The 15,696-nt window shown below is 66.1% G+C and carries 15 protein-coding genes and 1 pseudogene; 11 read left to right on the top strand and 5 right to left on the bottom strand.

Annotated features, from left to right (window positions below; translation table 11 throughout):
• Positions 1–91 precede the first annotated feature (91 nt).
• The 7 genes and pseudogenes from hfq to NYR55_RS13990 form a co-directional block, all read left to right on the top strand.
• The gene (gene hfq / locus NYR55_RS13960) at positions 92–589 is read left to right on the top strand and encodes an RNA chaperone Hfq (protein ID WP_260022155.1); all 498 of its coding nucleotides are present in this window, start codon (positions 92–94) and stop codon (positions 587–589) included.
• Positions 590–599: 10 nt separating this feature from the next.
• Entirely contained in the window at positions 600–1,892 is a 1,293-nt protein-coding gene (gene hflX, locus NYR55_RS13965; RefSeq protein ID WP_260022156.1) for a GTPase HflX, read from the top strand.
• Positions 1,889–2,254, top strand: a complete 366-nt coding sequence (gene hisI, locus NYR55_RS13970; protein ID WP_260022157.1) for a phosphoribosyl-AMP cyclohydrolase — start codon at positions 1,889–1,891, stop codon at positions 2,252–2,254. The genes hflX and hisI overlap by 4 nt, the downstream gene beginning before the upstream one ends.
• Positions 2,254–2,778 carry a hypothetical protein gene (locus NYR55_RS13975; RefSeq protein ID WP_260022158.1) on the top strand — a complete coding sequence of 175 codons (525 nt, stop codon included), beginning with the start codon at positions 2,254–2,256 and terminating at the stop codon, positions 2,776–2,778. Before hisI ends, NYR55_RS13975 begins: the two co-directional genes overlap by 1 nt.
• A 32-nt stretch (positions 2,779–2,810) precedes the next feature.
• The gene (locus tag NYR55_RS13980; protein ID WP_260022159.1) at positions 2,811–3,236 is read left to right on the top strand and encodes a MerR family DNA-binding transcriptional regulator; all 426 of its coding nucleotides are present in this window, start codon (positions 2,811–2,813) and stop codon (positions 3,234–3,236) included.
• Between the two features lie 8 nt (positions 3,237–3,244).
• Positions 3,245–5,059, top strand: a complete 1,815-nt coding sequence (locus tag NYR55_RS13985) for an acyl-CoA dehydrogenase C-terminal domain-containing protein (protein WP_260022160.1) — start codon at positions 3,245–3,247, stop codon at positions 5,057–5,059.
• 48 nt (positions 5,060–5,107) lie between these two features.
• Positions 5,108–5,755, top strand: a pseudogene (locus tag NYR55_RS13990) (IS1595 family transposase); the annotation flags it as partial.
• Between the two features lie 309 nt (positions 5,756–6,064).
• Here NYR55_RS13990 and NYR55_RS13995 read toward each other — a convergent pair.
• Complete coding sequence (locus tag NYR55_RS13995; protein ID WP_260022161.1) at positions 6,065–6,922, bottom strand: hypothetical protein; 858 nt, start codon at positions 6,920–6,922, stop codon at positions 6,065–6,067.
• Positions 6,923–7,157: 235 nt separating this feature from the next.
• Between NYR55_RS13995 and NYR55_RS14000 the strand changes: the two genes are divergently transcribed.
• From NYR55_RS14000 to NYR55_RS14015, 4 genes are all read left to right on the top strand, one after another.
• Positions 7,158–8,369 (top strand): hypothetical protein, encoded by a 1,212-nt coding sequence (locus tag NYR55_RS14000; RefSeq protein ID WP_260022162.1) that lies wholly within the window; start codon positions 7,158–7,160, stop codon positions 8,367–8,369.
• Between the two features lie 86 nt (positions 8,370–8,455).
• Entirely contained in the window at positions 8,456–9,778 is a 1,323-nt protein-coding gene (locus NYR55_RS14005; protein ID WP_260022164.1) for a Gfo/Idh/MocA family oxidoreductase, read from the top strand.
• Positions 9,779–9,841: 63 nt separating this feature from the next.
• Positions 9,842–10,339, top strand: a complete 498-nt coding sequence (locus NYR55_RS14010) for a PH domain-containing protein (protein ID WP_260022166.1) — start codon at positions 9,842–9,844, stop codon at positions 10,337–10,339.
• A complete protein-coding gene (locus tag NYR55_RS14015) occupies positions 10,336–11,790 on the top strand; it encodes a PH domain-containing protein (RefSeq protein ID WP_260022168.1) in 1,455 nt (484 codons plus the stop codon). The genes NYR55_RS14010 and NYR55_RS14015 overlap by 4 nt, the downstream gene beginning before the upstream one ends.
• On the opposite strand, the gene NYR55_RS14020 is transcribed toward NYR55_RS14015, so the two are convergent.
• The 4 genes from NYR55_RS14020 to NYR55_RS14035 all read right to left on the bottom strand — a co-directional run bounded on the left by NYR55_RS14020 (position 11,765) and on the right by NYR55_RS14035 (position 15,673).
• Positions 11,765–13,003: a cell wall hydrolase gene (locus NYR55_RS14020; protein WP_260022170.1), complete on the bottom strand. Its 1,239-nt coding sequence runs from the start codon at positions 13,001–13,003 to the stop codon at positions 11,765–11,767. The genes NYR55_RS14015 and NYR55_RS14020 overlap by 26 nt on opposite strands.
• 28 nt (positions 13,004–13,031) lie before the next feature.
• Positions 13,032–13,310: a hypothetical protein gene (locus NYR55_RS14025; RefSeq protein ID WP_260022171.1), complete on the bottom strand. Its 279-nt coding sequence runs from the start codon at positions 13,308–13,310 to the stop codon at positions 13,032–13,034.
• A gap of 108 nt (positions 13,311–13,418) precedes the next feature.
• Complete coding sequence (gene cysK, locus NYR55_RS14030; protein WP_260022172.1) at positions 13,419–14,336, bottom strand: cysteine synthase A; 918 nt, start codon at positions 14,334–14,336, stop codon at positions 13,419–13,421.
• Positions 14,333–15,673 carry an MFS transporter gene (locus NYR55_RS14035; RefSeq protein WP_260022173.1) on the bottom strand — a complete coding sequence of 447 codons (1,341 nt, stop codon included), beginning with the start codon at positions 15,671–15,673 and terminating at the stop codon, positions 14,333–14,335. The genes cysK and NYR55_RS14035 overlap by 4 nt, the downstream gene beginning before the upstream one ends.
• Positions 15,674–15,696 lie beyond the last annotated feature (23 nt).

Consider the following 15,696-nt stretch of genomic DNA (forward strand, 5'->3'; position numbering starts at 1 on the left):
CCTACATTCCGACGATCCGAACGCCGTGGGGGCGTTCGCAACCACGCCGGGCACCGGCGGAATGCGGGAACCACCGCCAAGAACAGAGGGCATGAACATGGCCGAAAAACAAAGCTCGCTTCAGGATCTGTTCCTGAACGCCCTTCGCAAATCGAAAACCCCTGTCACCATGTTCCTGGTCAAGGGCGTGAAGCTGCAGGGCATCGTCACCTGGTTCGACAATTTCTCGGTGCTGCTGCGCCGCGATGGTCAGTCGCAGCTGATCTACAAGCACGCGATTTCCACGATCATGCCGTCGGCTCAGGTCGATATGGCCCCGATCGTTGCTCAGGTGAATGAACAGCATCAGCGTAACCAGCTGCTTCAGGAAATCTTTCTGAACGCGGTGCGCAAGCAACAGGAACACGTCACCATGTTCCTGGTCAACGGCGTGATGCTTCAGGGCAATATTGCCGCGTTCGACCTGTTCTGCATGTTGCTGCAGCGCGACGGTCTGTCGCAGCTCGTCTACAAGCACGCCGTGTCGACCATCCAGCCGGCCAATCCGCTGAACCTGGCCGAGGAACAGGCCAGCGGGGACGACGCATGAGGATGGCGGCTTGACCACCGGATTTGAGCGGGACGTCGCGGAATTTGCCCGCGGCGCCCGCGCGATCGTCGTCCTGCCTGATCAGGGCGGGTCGGCGCGCGACAATGACGCCCGGCTTGAGGAAACGGCCGGCCTTGCCATGGCAATCGGGATCGAGGTGGTCGATCGCGTTGGCTTTCGCGTGCGCGGTGCCCGCCCGGCCACGCTGATCGGCACGGGTCAGGTGGAACAGCTGGCCGAACGGGTCGCGCTGCTTGAGGGCGAACTGGCGGTGTTCGACGCCGCGCTGACCCCGGTTCAGCAGCGCAATCTGGAAACCGCGCTGAAGTGCAAGGTGATCGACCGCACCGGCCTGATCCTCGAAATCTTCGGCGAACGCGCCCGCACGGCAGAGGGGCGGCTTCAGGTCGAACTGGCGCACCTGGATTATCAGGCCGGGCGGCTGGTGCGCAGCTGGACCCACCTTGAGCGGCAGCGCGGCGGCTTCGGCTTTCTCGGCGGTCCCGGCGAAACGCAGATCGAGGCGGACCGCCGCCTGATCCGCGACCGCATGGCCCGCCTGCGCCGGGAGCTTGAGGGCGTGACCCGCACCCGCACGCTCCACCGCGAACGGCGGCAACGCGCGCCCTGGCCGGTGATTGCGCTGGTCGGCTATACCAATGCGGGCAAATCCACGCTGTTCAACCGGCTGACCGGGGCGGACGTGATGGCCGAAAACCTGCTGTTTGCGACGCTCGATCCGACGCTGCGTCAGATCGCGCTGCCCGGCATCGACAAGGCGATCCTGTCCGACACGGTCGGCTTTGTCAGCGATCTGCCGACCCAGCTTGTCGCCGCATTCCGCGCGACGCTGGAGGAGGTGATCGCCGCCGATCTCCTGATCCATGTTCGCGACATCGCGCACCCGGACAGCGATGCGCAGGCCGCCGATGTCGAGGGCGTGCTGCGCGACCTTGGCGTGGCAGAGGAAACCCCCCGGATCGAGGCGTGGAACAAGATCGACAGCTTTGCCGGGGACGAGCGGGAGGAACGGCTGGGCGAGGCCGCGCGCCGCGACGATGTGGTCCCGCTGTCCGCGCTGACGGGGGAGGGGGTGGACGCGCTGATGGCGCGGGTCGCTTCGCTGCTCACCGCCAGCCACCGCCGCTACACCCTGTCGCTCGATCCCGCCGATGGTGCGGGCGCCGCCTGGCTGTTTCAGCATGGCGAGGTGCTGGATCATTGGATGGAGGAGGATCGCGCCATCTATTCCGTCCGCATGGCGCCGCGCGACCATGAACGGTTCGAGGCGCGGGATCGATGACCGCTGCCGCGCTTGAACAGGGCACGGCGCTGACCCCGCGCTGGGACGCCAATGGCCTGATCACCGCCGTCTGCACCCATGCCGATACGGGCGAGGTGCTGATGCTCGCGCACATGAACGCCGATGCGCTGGCCGCCACGCTGGACACCCGCCGCGCCACCTTCTGGTCGCGCAGCCGCCAGAGCCTGTGGGTAAAGGGGGAGACATCGGGCCATATCCTCACCGTCCGCGATATCCGCATCGATTGCGATCAGGATGCGGTGTGGCTGATCTGCGATCCCGCCGGGCCTGCCTGTCACACCGGACAGCCAAGCTGTTTCTATCGCCGCGTCACGCCGGCCGGGCTGGAACGGCTGGACTGATGCGCGCGGCGCTTGCCGGGCTGTGTCTGCTTGGCCTGGCCGGTTGCGGCGCCGATCCCGCCGCCCCGCCGCCTGCCGAACCCGCGCATCCGCTGGAACAGGCGGCGATCGATCGCGGCCTGGTGCCCGATCCGGCCAGCGCCAGCCCCATTGGCCTCTATGCCCGCGACAGCGACCGGCTGTGCCTCGCCGCGCTGCCCGGCGGCGATCGATCTGATCCCGCCCGGTTCCGCATCGGCGCGCTGGTCGATTATGGCGAGGGGCTGCGCTGCGCCGGGCGCGGCGAGGCCAGCCTGTCCGGCGAACGGCTGACCATTCAGCTGGGGGAGGGGGCGTGCCGTTTCGATGCCGCGTTCGATGGCGACCGCATCGCCTTTCCAGCCGAACTGCCCGATGCCTGCCGCGCGCTGTGTCAGGATGAACGTGCGTCCTTCTCCGCCATGCAGACCGAACGGCTGAGCGACCGCGCGGCGGAGGCTGAGGCGTTCCGCCTGCCCGACGGGGTGCGTCCCTGCGCTGATTGACGTTGACGTAAAGGTGAGTTAGAAAAGCGGGTATGGCAACGATTCCCGCGATAGCTAGCTTCGCCCCGATCGACCCGCGCCCCGACCGCGATCAGTTCAGCATTGCGGATCTGTGTGCGGAATTCGATGTCACCGCCCGCGCCCTGCGCTTTTACGAGGATGAGGGGCTGATCGCGCCCGAGCGGCGCGGCCTCACCCGCATCTATTCGCACCGCGACCGAGCGCGCCTCGCTTGGATCCTGCGCGGCAAGCGCGTCGGGTTCAGCCTGGGCGAGATCCGCGAGATGATCGACCTTTACGACGTGGGCGAGCGTCGCCAGGTCCAGCGAAAGGTGACCATCGCCCGCTGCCGCGATCGCGTCGCCCTGCTTCAGGCGCAGAAACGCGACATTGACGCCGCGATTGATGAGCTGAACCAGTTTGTCGACTATCTAGAACAGCACCCGATCCAGGAGTAGGATTTCCCATGCCCAGCTATGTTCCGCCCGTGCGCGACACGCGTTTCGTGCTCAATTCGGTGATCGGGCTCGACCGCTACACCAACCTTCCCGGCTTCACCGCCGCGACCGGCGATGTCGTCGACGCGGTGCTCGAAGAAGGCGGCAAGTTCGTTGCCGAGGTCCTCTTCCCCCTCAACCTGTCCGGCGATCAACAGGGCTGCACCCGCCACCCGGACGGCAGCGTCACGACCCCCGACGGCTTCAAGGAAGCGTACGCCCAGTTCACGACAAGCGGCTGGTCCACCCTCTCCGCGCCAGAGGAGTTTGGAGGACAGGGTATGCCCCATGTCGTCGCCACCGCGTTCGAGGAGTACATGATCTCCGCCAACATGGCCTTTGCCATGTACCCCGGCCTGACCCACGGCGCGATCGCCGCCCTGCTGGCCAAGGGGTCGGACGAGCAAAAGGCGAAATACGTGCCCAAAATGGTGTCCGGCGAATGGGGCGGCACCATGAACCTGACGGAGCCGCATTGCGGCACCGACCTCGGCCTCATCAAGACCCGCGCCACGCCCAACGCCGATGGCAGCTATGCGATCACCGGGACCAAGATCTTCATCTCGTCGGGCGAACATGACCTGACCAGCAACATCATCCACCTCGTCCTGGCGAAAACCCCTGGCGCACCGGACAGTTCAAAGGGGATCAGCCTGTTCGTCGTCCCCAAATTCCTGGTGAACGACGACGGCTCGCTCGGCGCGCGCAACGGCGTCACCTGCGGCTCCATCGAGCACAAGATGGGCATCCACGCCAATTCCACCTGCGTCATGAACTATGACGGCGCGACCGGCTGGCTGGTGGGCGAGGAGATGAAGGGCCTGGCCGCCATGTTCATCATGATGAACGCCGCCCGCCTGGGCGTGGGGCTTCAGGGGCTGGGCGTCGCCGAAACCGCCTATCAGAACGCGGCCAACTACGCCCGCGACCGGCGTCAGGGCCGCGCGCTCACCGGCGCGGCAGAGCCGGGGGAAAAGGCTGACACCCTGTTCGTCCATCCCGATGTCCGCCGCATGTTGATGGAGGCAAAGGCCCTGACAGAGGGGCTTCGCGCCCTGTGCCTGTGGGGCGCGCTTCAGGTCGATCTGGCGCACAAGGCCGCGACGGAGGAGGAGCGGCAACAGGCCGATGACATCATCAGCCTGCTGACCCCGGTCATCAAGGGCTATGGCACCGACAAGGGCTATGACATCGCCACCAACGCGCAACAGGTCTATGGCGGCCATGGCTACATCGCCGAATGGGGCATGGAACAATATGTCCGCGACGCCCGCATCGCCATGATCTATGAAGGCACCAACGGGGTTCAGGCGATGGACCTTGTCGGGCGCAAGCTCGCGCAGAATGGCGGCCGCGCCGTTCAGGCCTTCTTCAAGGTGGTGACAGAGGAAATCGCGGCGGCAAAGGGCGTGCCCGCCACCGCCGATTTCGCCGGCCATCTGGAAAAGGCGCTGGGCCAGCTACAGGCAGCGACCATGTGGTTCGTGGCAAACGGGATGAAGGACCCGAACCAGGTCGGCGCCGGCGCGCATCATTACATGCACATCATGGGCATCGTCGCGGTCGGCATGATGTGGCTGCGCATGGCAAAGGCAGCGGCAGAGCTGCTGGAGGCCGGGGATAGCGGCGCCGACGTGGACCGCGCCTTCCTCGAAGCCAAGCTGGTCACCGCCCGCTTCTACGCCGAACGTATCATGCCGGATGCAGGCGCACTGCGGCGAAAGATCGAGGGCGGCGCCGAAAGCCTGATGGCCCTGCCGCCGGAGATGTTCCTGGCCGCATAAGGGGAATGAGCAAAGCGGAAAGGGCGGGCGCTGCGGTGCCCGCCCTTTTCGTGGTTCTATGCCATGTACCTGTTCTGCACGACGGGCCACGGCGTGAGCGGCAAGAAACTCCAGCGCCAGCTTGGCGTCACGTACAAGATCGCCTATCGCATTGGGCAGCAAATCCGCGACCTTGCCGGCAAGGCCTAGGGATTTGTCGCGCTGCTGGCCGGTCACGAGGAACTGGACGAGGCCTATGTCGGTGGTCGCCGTTCCGGCGGAAAGCGCGGCCGTGGCGCTCCGGGCAAGACCATCGTTATGGGCCTCGCCGAAAGCGGTGGCCGCATGAAAGCCGTTGTGATCCCGAACGTGAAGAAGGACACGCTGCGCAACGTCGCTCTGGACAACGCGGAACCGGGTTCGACCGTTTCAACCGACGAACTGGTATCCTATGGCTTACTCACCGGCGACGGGTTCCAGCACGGCGTGGTTTGCCACGGCCGCAAGGAATATGCGCACTGCGATTACCGCCGCGGCTAAGCCTTTCACGTGAACACCGTTGAAGGCTTCTGGCGGCTGTTCAAGGCGTCGGAGCGTTCAACCAATGTGCAGATCAGCGCCAAGCACATGCAGCGCTATCTGGACGAGTTCACTTTCCGCGCGACGAACCGGGGGCGGGTGAACGGGATGTTTGACCTTCTAGTTGGGTCGCTGTGAAGCGCCCCGCCATGGCTTCGAATTGAGCGTGATCAGCGGGGCCTATGCCCTCCGCTTCCGCCTGGGCGACGAAATCAGCGATCCGATTGGAGGAGATAGCTTCGGCAAGCGTGGTGCTTCCCATTCAAACGCCTATAGACGAATTTGAAGGGAATTGCTAAGTATACACATACAACGGCGCGCTACCGGTTGGAATGGCAGCGCGCCGTGCTCTTACCCCTTGTGGAAGGGGGCAGGGTGTTTTGGCGGTCTAGCGACCGTTACCCGGTAATCTCCGGGTGGCGTGCCAAGCCATCTAGGTCCTTCCTTCTATTGCCGCTTCCCGGCGGGTTGAGCGAATAGGTCAGGGTTGCCGCCCTGCCCCGTTGCTGAAGCGCCAACGGGATTTCCGTTCGGCGCTTCAGTTCGTTTTGGCATCGACACCACGTTGGATGACCTTGCCAAAGCCTTGAGTTCTTCACTTGCATTCGGGCCAAGCCGAAGCTGCCGCTCCAAGTGCCCGTAACCCTCAACAATACCAGCCTTCTTGAAGCGGGCGATAGCATTGTAAGCCGTGCCATCGTTGTTGGAGAGGCGTTCGTTCAACTCGCCATCACTTCCGCGAATTTCTGCAATGATCTCCTTGGCTACCAGACCCGGCTTACGGGCAATAGTTTCAAGGATCAGGTCCATCATCTTAGTTGCACGGCCAGCATGGACGACAACCTTGTCCTCCTTCAGGCCAGCTTGCACCAGCTTCAGAAAAGCCGCGAGGTTGCCGGGAGTGAACACGCTGCCGTGATACTCGACCAGAGCCCCGCTCTGCTTGAACCGCCGCAGGGCATGGTAGAATCCCTTGTCACTCTTCTTGAACCGCTCAGCCAAGGGACTGAGCAGAATGGCTTCGCGAATGTCATCGTATGTGGCGCCGTCCTCACGGCGCTCCACGATGGCCATAATCGCCTTGGGGAACACGTCCTTGGCTTCAAGTTCCCTAAGCGTTTCATTGATGAAGCCAGGGTGAGATTCCCCGCGGGTTGCGGCCGCAAGCATCTCCGCCTCATTTGCAAGCCGTTCAGCCATATCGATGAGATTTTGAAGCTTTTGGCGCTCAGCGGTGAGAACTTTCATCTCTGACTCGATCTCGCGCACACGATCACGCCAGCCATACAGCTGTGCCTCGTTCACGATGGAGTAGGATGATTCGCCCCGTGCCATCTCTCACTCATAGCACATCCTCCATGCCATGCAATAGGGAGGTCGATTGTGAGGCCGGGTGCTGTCTAGGGTGACTGTTCTCGTTTCGGTCACATGCGACAGGGGGATAAGTGGGTGTCGGAATGTCAAAAATTGAATGTGTCCTACACCCCCCAAACCGTCATATCTAACCGGTCCCCTGCATCTGGCATGAGGACCGCACGCCATGGATCACCGCACCATCCACCCCGTCGAGCCCGTGTCGGGTCCGCACGATCCCCCCGCCGACGCCGCGCCCGCCTTTCATCCGCCCGCCGCGCTGGATGACAGCCGCAACGCCGATGGCTGGACGGCCGAACGGCAGCGGCAATTCCTGGTCGCGATTGCGCAGGGGGCCTGTGTCACCCGCGCCACTGCGCTGGTCGGGATGTCGCGGCAAAGCGCCTATGCCCTGCGGGACAGTGCGCGCGGCGCCGCCTTTGCGCTGGGCCGGCGGGCGGCGGTGCTCCGCTCGCGCGACGTGCTGGCCGATACGTTGATGGACCGCGCCTTTCACGGCGTGCGCGAAACCATCACCTATGATGACGGCGCGATGACCACGCGCCACCGGCACGACAATGCCCTGGCCTATCGGATGCTCGTCCGGCTGGATCGCCGCGCCGATGCCGCGCTCGCCGCCGGGTCGCCCCGCGCCGCCGGTCGTTCGGCCGGGGCGGGGGCGGGGGAGGATGCCGCCGCCCGCCTGGCCGCCGCCGATTTCGAACAATATCTGGAACTGGTTCAGCATCACGCCGCGCCCGGCCGGGCCGCCCTGTTCGTCGCCGCGCGCATCGGGGCCGCCGGGGTCGATGCGCCGGACGGGCTGGACGGCGTGCGCGCGCTCGCCCGCGCCGATCGCTGGCTGCGCACCCGGACGGATGCCGCCGCGCCCGTGCCCGTCGACGATCTCGATCCCGCCGCCCGCGCCGGCTGGACGGCGGAACAATGGGCGCGGGCAGAGGCGGCGGGCCTGATCGCCCTTGCCCCCGAACCGCCGGTACCGGACACCGCGCCGGAAACCGGGTCAATGTGTCAAAACTGTCACCCGGATGATGGGCCGGACGCGCCGGAGCCCCGCGAACCGGTGTGGTGGTGCGAGGAAAGCGAGGATTGGCGCACCCGCTTTCCCCCGCCGCCCGATTTCGACGGGGAACAGGACGGCTCGCCCGGCGAACCTGATTATGAGCGCGGACTGACCGATGCGGAACGCGACGCGATCGAGGATCACGACGCCGCTCGCCTGGCCCCCGCCATCCGCACCGGCGCCGTGGAACGCGATGCCTGGTTCGCCGCGCTCGCCACCGAAACCGCCATCGCCCGCGCTCAGCCAGCCCCGATGATCGCCAACCCCGCCGGTGATGGCGCCCATGGCCGGTTGCCGGGGGACTGCGCCGGGTAACGCCTGCACCCGCTCTGCCCATCGTCCTTGCGCTCGCCCGTGTTGGCGCTACCATCCGGGGAAAGGACAGGGACAGGGAGAGGATGATGGCCATTGACCGGCGCACGCTGATTGCGGGCGGCCTTGGCGCTGCTGCGGTGCTGACCCCCGCCGGACAGGCGCTGGCGCAGGATCGCCGCCGCCGCGCCTCGCCCAACGACCGGCTTCAGGTCGGCCTGATCGGGTGCAAGGGGATGGGCTGGGCCAATCTCAATGCGATGGTCAGGGGCGGGGACGTGACGCCCGTTGCGCTGTGCGATGTCGATGCCGGCGTGCTGACCGGGCGCGGGGCGGAACTGGCGAAATCCGCGGGCCGCACCCCTGCGCTCTATGACGACTATCGCCGGATGCTGGATGACCGGAATGTCGATGCGGTGATCATCGCCACCCCCGATCACTGGCACGCCCTGCAACTGATCGACGCCATGTCCGCGGGAAAGGACGCCTATTGCGAAAAGCCGCTGGGCAATTCCATCGCCGAATGCCGCGCCATGGTCGCCGCGAAACAGCGCCACGGCCGCGTGGTTCAGGTGGGTCAGTGGCAACGCAGCAACCGCCACTGGGCCGATGCCATCGCCCATGTCCATGCCGGCGGCATCGGCCGCGTGCGAAAGGTAAAGGCATGGGCCTATATGGGCTGGATGAAACGGGTCGCCCCGCAACCGGATCAGGCCGCACCCGCTGGCGTGAATTACGACCGCTGGCTCGGCCCTGCGCCGCTCCGGCCGTTCAATCCCAACCGCTTTCATTTCAGCTGGCGGTGGTACTGGGATTATGCCGGCGGCCTGATGACCGACTGGGGTGTCCACCTGATGGACATCGCGTTGCTGGGGATGAAGGCACAGGCCCCGCAATCGGTCAGCGCGCTGGGCGGAGCCTATGGCTATCCCGATTCGGCCATGGAAACCCCGGATACGCAGACCGCGATCTTCGATTTCGGGGGCTTTTCGGTGGAATGGGAACACGCCGTCGGGATCAGCCGCGGGCCCTATGACGGGCACGACCATGGCGTCGCCTTTGTCGGGGAAACCGGAACGCTGGTTGTAGATCGCAGCAAATGGTGGGTCTCCCCCGAACGCCGCGATGGAAAGGATCTGACCCCCGCGGTGCCCGTCACCAACGCCTCCGACAACGGCCTTGATCGCCACACCGCGGATTTCGTCGCCTGCGTCAAGGATCGCAGCCGTACTCCCGCCTGTCCTATCGAAAGCGCGGCCAACACCGCCATCGTCTGTCAAATGGGCAATGTCGCCTGGCGCACCGGGCGAAAAGTGCACTGGGACGCCGCCGCCGGCTCGTTCAAGGACGATGCACAGGCAAACGCCCTGATCACTCCCGCCTACCGCGCTCCCTATCGACTGCCGGTATAGGGCGCGCGGCCGTCATCCGATCCTGCTTGAGCCGCCGCCCCGGCCCGTGCATGATCGCCGGGCATGAACCCGCTGCCGATCGTTCCGCTCGACCCGCTTGAACGCGGACAGATCACCGTGATGCGCGTGGATGCGCTGATGATGATCGTCCCCGCACTGTTTGGTGCCTGCGCGCTGGACTGGTTCGCCTTTGACCGGCTGCGCGATGCCATCGGATTTCCGCCCTTCGGCCTGCTGCCGGGGCTGATCCTGCTCTATGGCCTCTATTCGGTCACGCTGGGTGCACCCCGCCGCTGGCGGCTGTGGGGCCATGCCTTTACCGGGGGGGAACTGCACGTCGCCAGCGGCTGGCTGATCCGGTCGCACACCATCGTCCCGGTATCGCGGGTTCAGCATATCGACGTCACCCAGGGGCCGATTGAACGGGCCTGCGGCGTCGCAACGCTGGTGCTGCACACCGCCGGAACGGACGACAGCGAAGTCGCGCTGCCCGGCATCACCCGCGACCGGGCAGAGGGGATCCGCGACGCCATCCGCCAGAGCATCGGGTCCGCTGCGTGACGGATGCACCCCGCCGGACGCATCCGGCGACGATCCTGATCCGGGCGCTGAAGGATCTGCCGCAAACGCTCATCGGTATCCCGGCACTCTATGCCGCGCTGTCAAAGGCCGGGACAGGCCTCGTCCTGTTCGTCCCGCTGGTGATGCTGACGATCATCGGTCTGATCGCTTGGGCCAAATGGCGTGCGTTCACCTATCAGCTGGGCGATGGCGAATTGGTCATCGCCGATGGCCTCCTCAACAAAAGCCGCCGTTCGATCCCGCTGGAGCGGATTCAGGACGTATCGATCGAACGCCGCCCGCTGGCCCGCTTGCTCGGCCTGGCGCTGGTCCGCATCGAAACGGGCGGGGGCGACAAGAATGAGGGCGTCCTGGACAGCGTCTCGCTGGACGAGGCCGCCCGCCTGCGCGCCCTGTTGCGTCGCGGTCCGTCGGTCGCGGATCGGTCAATCGCGGATGGTGATGCAGAACCGGCCGATCTGCCGGACTCTGCCCCCGTCTTTGCCATGTCGCTGCGCCGCGTCCTCACCCTGGGGCTGTTTCGCTTCTCGCTGGTCTGGATCGCTGCGATTTTTGCGGGGCTTCAGTTTCTCGACAACTTCGTCGATTTCGGAGACGTCAATTACAAGGACGTGATCCGGCAGGGGGAGCAACAGGTCCGCCAGGCTGCATCGATTGGGCTGATCATCGGCTTTGTCGTGTTGGCCTTGCTAGTCGGAATGCTCAGTGGCGTGATCCGCACGCTGCTGCGCCAATATGACTTCCGCCTCACCGCTGCCGATGGCCGCTTCCGGCGGGTCCGGGGCCTGACGACCCGGACAGAGGTCGTCATTGCCAATCGCCGGGTCCAGCTGGCGGTCATCCGCAAGGGCGCGATCACCGGCCGCCTCGGCTGGCAATCGCTGAGTTTTCAGATGCTGGGCGGCAGCGATGATCCAAGCGGGCTTCAGGACATGGCGCCGCTCGCCCGTCCGGCAGAGATTGCCGCGATCCTGGCTGTGGCCGAGCTGCCGCAATGGGATGATGCCGGCCTGCAGTCCGTTGCGCCGGCGCATGGCGTGCGCGCCGCGATCAGTCTGACCAGCCTGCCGCTGATCAGCATGGCCGGGCTGATTGCCGTACAGCCACGGTGGTGGCCCGTGCTGTTCCTGCTGGCGGTCCCGCTGGTCATTGGATGGGTGCAGCGGCGCTTTCACCGTTACAGCCTTGATGATGGCGTGGTGCGGATCACGCGGGGTGCGATCGTTCGGCGTCACTGCATCCTGCCCGTTGCCGGTATGCAGACAGCGGCGGTGGTACGCGGGCCGATCCAGCGGATGCTCGGTCTGGCCAGCGTCCGATTTGATACTGCCGGTGCCGGGCGGACGGGCGGAGCGGCGATCCACGACCTGACATCAGCGGATGCCCATGCGCTGGTGACCCGGATCAGCGCGGCGCTGGCGGCGGCGTAGCGGCTGGGTCCGGGCCGGGGTTGACCGGCAGGGCAGGTTTCGGGCGTGGTGCCGGTCGCCGCAGCATACAGTCGGAAGCATTGGGGCGCAGAAACTCGTCACAGTTCCACAGCGCCTTTTCAAACCCCCGGCTGCGATCGCGCAGATAGCTGAACGACATGGTCGCCAGCGCCGGGGAATCGACCAGCGATCCCGCCTTGCCCGGTACCGGAACGGCAGCGGGATCCGTCCAGCCGAGGAACTTGCAATAGGGCCGATCGCCACACGCCCGCGCCGCCAGTTGCGGCAGCTCCTCGGCTGGCAGGCGGCGGTCGATGGCGGTGACAAAACTGTTCGGCTCGGCCTCGACCGGGCGCGGCAGCAGCGCATCCGGGATCGCCGCGACCGCGCCTGACACCGCTTCGGTCAGCGCCGCATCCGTGCCGCTGGCATGGACCGGAAAGCGTTCCGCCAGTTGCGGGATCACCGGCTCCACGCCGCTGCGGCGCTTGCGGAAGGCGGGCGGCGTGCCCCACCAGCCGGTCCAGCGAAAGAACAGATGGGTTTTAACCTCCACGATCTTGTCCAGACTGGACGACCAGTAGGGGACGACCCAGTTGGTGTGATAGTGCGTGGCGTGGCCGACCGGGGCATAGACCGCGCCTGCCAGAGCCGCCCCTGCAAGGCCGAGTGCGCGCCGCCATGCGTCGTCGCTGAACCGGCGGGCGAATGCGCCGTCGCAGGTAAAGGTGAACTGGCAACCGGTGGCGCGTTCGGAGCCCTGAAATACGACGCCGCAGACGCTGTCGGGAAAGGCGGGGTGGCGGACCCGGTTCAGCACGACCTGACCCACCGACTGTTCCGCCTCCCGGTCATCCCCTGCCTCGTACAGCATGGCGGCGGCCAGACAGGCTTGTGCGCGCTCAAGGTCCGCTGGCGATCCGGAAAAGCGGAAGGGGGCGGCGCGGGGGTTGGGTGCGGTGGAAAACGGAATGGCGGCGTTGATGCGCAGCGCCTCTGCCGCCTCCACCGTCCGAAAGACGACCGGATCGACCGATGGCAGCAGGGTGGGGGGCACGATGCGGGCGGCGCCCGTCGCTGGCCGAGCGCGCGCCGAAGCCGGCGCGGGGGCGGGCACCAGCAGCACCAAGGCCAGCGGAGCCCCGATCAGCGACAGCCCCAATGCCAGTGCGGCCACGGTCAGGCGGCTGGATACGCTGGAAACTGAGGTCATGATAAAGCCCCTGTCCGGGGCAGCCCTGCTATTCGCGCCAGAGGCCGCTGGCCTCGCACAGGGCAAGGCGCTGATCGGCGCGGGCCAGGCAGGAGTGGTTGCCGCTGCACTGCTGCGTCGCCCGCTGCATGGCGGCCCGGCAGCTGGCGGGGGCGATCGGGGCGTCGCCCAGTGCCCAGACCATGCCCGACAGTTGCCGGTTGACGCCCGGTTCCGGACCGTCCGAGGCAGCCGAGGCGACGGCCGACGGGGGCCAGCCATCGCCATCGCCCAGCGTCATGCTGGCGATGCTCAGGACAGTCAGCATCGCGGCGACGCCGATCCATCGTTTCGTCCTGATCCTGATTCGGCGGCTCTGACCCCTCATGGCCTTATGTCATAGCAAAGGCTGGTTAATGGTGCGAGTCGCCCCGGCTCATTCCGGCAAAAAATCAGGGACCGACAGATAGCGTTCGCCGGTGTCGTAATTGAAGCCGAGGATGCGTGATCCGGCGGGCAGTTCGGGAAGCTTTTGCGCGATCGCGGCCAGCGTTGCGCCGGAGCTGATCCCCACCAGCATCCCTTCGGTCCGGGCAGCCTTGCGAGCCATTTCCTTGGCGTCCGCGGCGTCCACCGTGACCACCCCGTCGATCGACTGGGTATGCAGGTTGCCGGGGATGAAGCCGGCGCCGATCCCCTGAATGGGATGGGGCGCTGGCTGGCCGCCCGAAATCACCGGAGAGGCGGCAGGCTCGACGGCATAGACCTTGAGGTTCGGCCAATGCTGCTTCAGCGTTTCGGCAACGCCCGTGATGTGCCCGCCGGTGCCGACACCCGTGATGATCGCGTCCAGCGGCGCATCGGCGAAGTCGGCCAGGATTTCCTGAGACGTGGTGCGGACATGGACATCGATGTTCGCAGGGTTTTCGAACTGTTGCGGGATCCAGGCGCCGGGCGTTTCGGCGGCCAGTTCCTCGGCACGGGCGATCGCGCCCTTCATCCCCTTTTCCCGGGGCGTCAGGTCGAACGTCGCGCCATAGGCGAGCATCAGCCGGCGGCGCTCAAGGCTCATGCTTTCGGGCATGACGAGGATCAGCTTGTACCCCTTGACCGCCGCGACCATCGCCAGGCCGACGCCAGTGTTCCCGCTGGTCGGTTCGATGATCGTGCCGCCGGGCTGCAGCCTGCCGGATGCCTCTGCGGCCTCGATCATCGCCAGCGCGATCCGGTCCTTGATCGAGCCGCCGGGGTTCGAGCGTTCGGACTTGATCCACACCTCGGCATCCGGGAACAGGCGCGATACGCGGACATGGGGCGTGTTGCCGATGGTTTCGAGGATCGATTGAGCCTTCATTGGGCCTTCTCCTTTGGCGGTTCGACGGGCGGAAATTCCAGCGTTTTGACCGTCTCGAAGTTCCGTGCCCGGCGCAATTCAGGAAAGATATAGGCCCATAAACCTGTGATCGCCACCGCCAGCACGCCGCCAACGGCGGTTGCGGCAACCGGGCCGATGACGGCGGCGAAGAATCCGGCCCGCGCTTCGCCCAGTTCGTTCGATCCGGAAATGAACAGGGTGGAGACCGCGCCCACCCGGCCGCGCATCGCATCCGGCGTCGACAGCTGGATCAGCGAGGAGCGGACATAGACCGAGATCATGTCGGCCGCGCCCAGCACGACCAGCGCCAGCAGCGACAGCGCAACGCCGGGGGCATAATCATGCCCGATCGCGGCAGGCCCCATCGCCCAGTAGAAGATCGGTCCGGCCAGACCGAACAATGCGGTCATCGCGCCGAAAACGGCCACCGCCCACAGCATCCGCTGCCCTACATTGTTGCGCAGGGGCCGGATCGAAAAGCCGATGGCGACGAGCACCGCACCCAGCGAGGGCGCACCGCGCAGATGGCCCAGCCCCTCCGACCCCACCATCAGGATATCGCGGGCATAGACCGGCAGCAGCGCGGTGACCCCGCCAAACAGCACCGCGAACAGATCGAGCGAGATCGCGCCGAACACCAGCCGGTTGCGCCGGACATAGGTCAGCCCCTCGACCATCTGTTGCCAGGGATTGCCGCCAGACGGCTTGCCCTGGGCGTTGATCGGACGAACGAGGCTGAGCATCGCAACCGAAAAGGCGAACAGGGCGGCGGAGACGGCATAGGGCAGGGCGGGATTGGCGGCATAGAGATAACCGCCCAGCGCCGGGCCGAGGACGGCGCCGGTCTGCCATGACACCGAACTCATCGCGATGGCGGTGGGCAGCACCGCGGCGGGCACCAGATTGGGGGCAAGCGCACTGAGCGACGGTCCGGCAAAGGCGCGGGCGACACCCAGCAGGGCGGCGATGGTGAACAGCGCGGGCAGCGCAATGATCCCCGACCAGGTCATCCAGGCAAGTGCGGCGGCGCATCCCGCCTCCAGCAGAAGTGCAGCGCGGGCGATCAGTCGCCGGTCCACCCGGTCCGCCACCCAGCCGGCGACCAGCGACAGGACCAGCAGCGGCAGGAACTGTGCGACGCCGATCAGGCCGAGGTAAAAGGCGCTTTCCTTTACCCCCATCGTCTGACGGGCGATGTCATAGACCTGCCAGCCGATCACGATGACCATCGCCATCTGCGCCAGCGTGCCCGACAGGCGGGCCAGCCAATAGGCGCGGAAATTGTGGAGGGTGAAGGGATGCGGCGGCTTTGACATCGTGGCTGGCCCCTAGGGCGGCA

Source organism: Sphingomonas sp. BGYR3, from assembly GCF_025153455.1.
Classification (GTDB): domain Bacteria; phylum Pseudomonadota; class Alphaproteobacteria; order Sphingomonadales; family Sphingomonadaceae; genus Sphingomonas.

Bases quoted from the DNA above. Each gene is read 5' to 3' on its own strand.
- hfq (WP_260022155.1), top strand. From the start codon at position 92: ATGAACATGGCCGAAAAACAAAGCTCGCTTCAGGATCTGTTCCTGAAC.
- hisI (WP_260022157.1), top strand. From the start codon at position 1,889: ATGACCGCTGCCGCGCTTGAACAGGGCACGGCGCTGACCCCGCGCTGG.
- NYR55_RS13975 (WP_260022158.1), top strand. From the start codon at position 2,254: ATGCGCGCGGCGCTTGCCGGGCTGTGTCTGCTTGGCCTGGCCGGTTGC.
- NYR55_RS13980 (WP_260022159.1), top strand. From the start codon at position 2,811: ATGGCAACGATTCCCGCGATAGCTAGCTTCGCCCCGATCGACCCGCGC.
- NYR55_RS13985 (WP_260022160.1), top strand. From the start codon at position 3,245: ATGCCCAGCTATGTTCCGCCCGTGCGCGACACGCGTTTCGTGCTCAAT.
- NYR55_RS14000 (WP_260022162.1), top strand. From the start codon at position 7,158: ATGGATCACCGCACCATCCACCCCGTCGAGCCCGTGTCGGGTCCGCAC.
- NYR55_RS14005 (WP_260022164.1), top strand. From the start codon at position 8,456: ATGGCCATTGACCGGCGCACGCTGATTGCGGGCGGCCTTGGCGCTGCT.
- NYR55_RS14010 (WP_260022166.1), top strand. From the start codon at position 9,842: ATGAACCCGCTGCCGATCGTTCCGCTCGACCCGCTTGAACGCGGACAG.
- NYR55_RS14020 (WP_260022170.1), bottom strand. From the start codon at position 13,003: ATGACCTCAGTTTCCAGCGTATCCAGCCGCCTGACCGTGGCCGCACTG.
- NYR55_RS14025 (WP_260022171.1), bottom strand. From the start codon at position 13,310: ATGCTGACTGTCCTGAGCATCGCCAGCATGACGCTGGGCGATGGCGAT.
- cysK (WP_260022172.1), bottom strand. From the start codon at position 14,336: ATGAAGGCTCAATCGATCCTCGAAACCATCGGCAACACGCCCCATGTC.
- NYR55_RS14035 (WP_260022173.1), bottom strand. From the start codon at position 15,673: ATGTCAAAGCCGCCGCATCCCTTCACCCTCCACAATTTCCGCGCCTAT.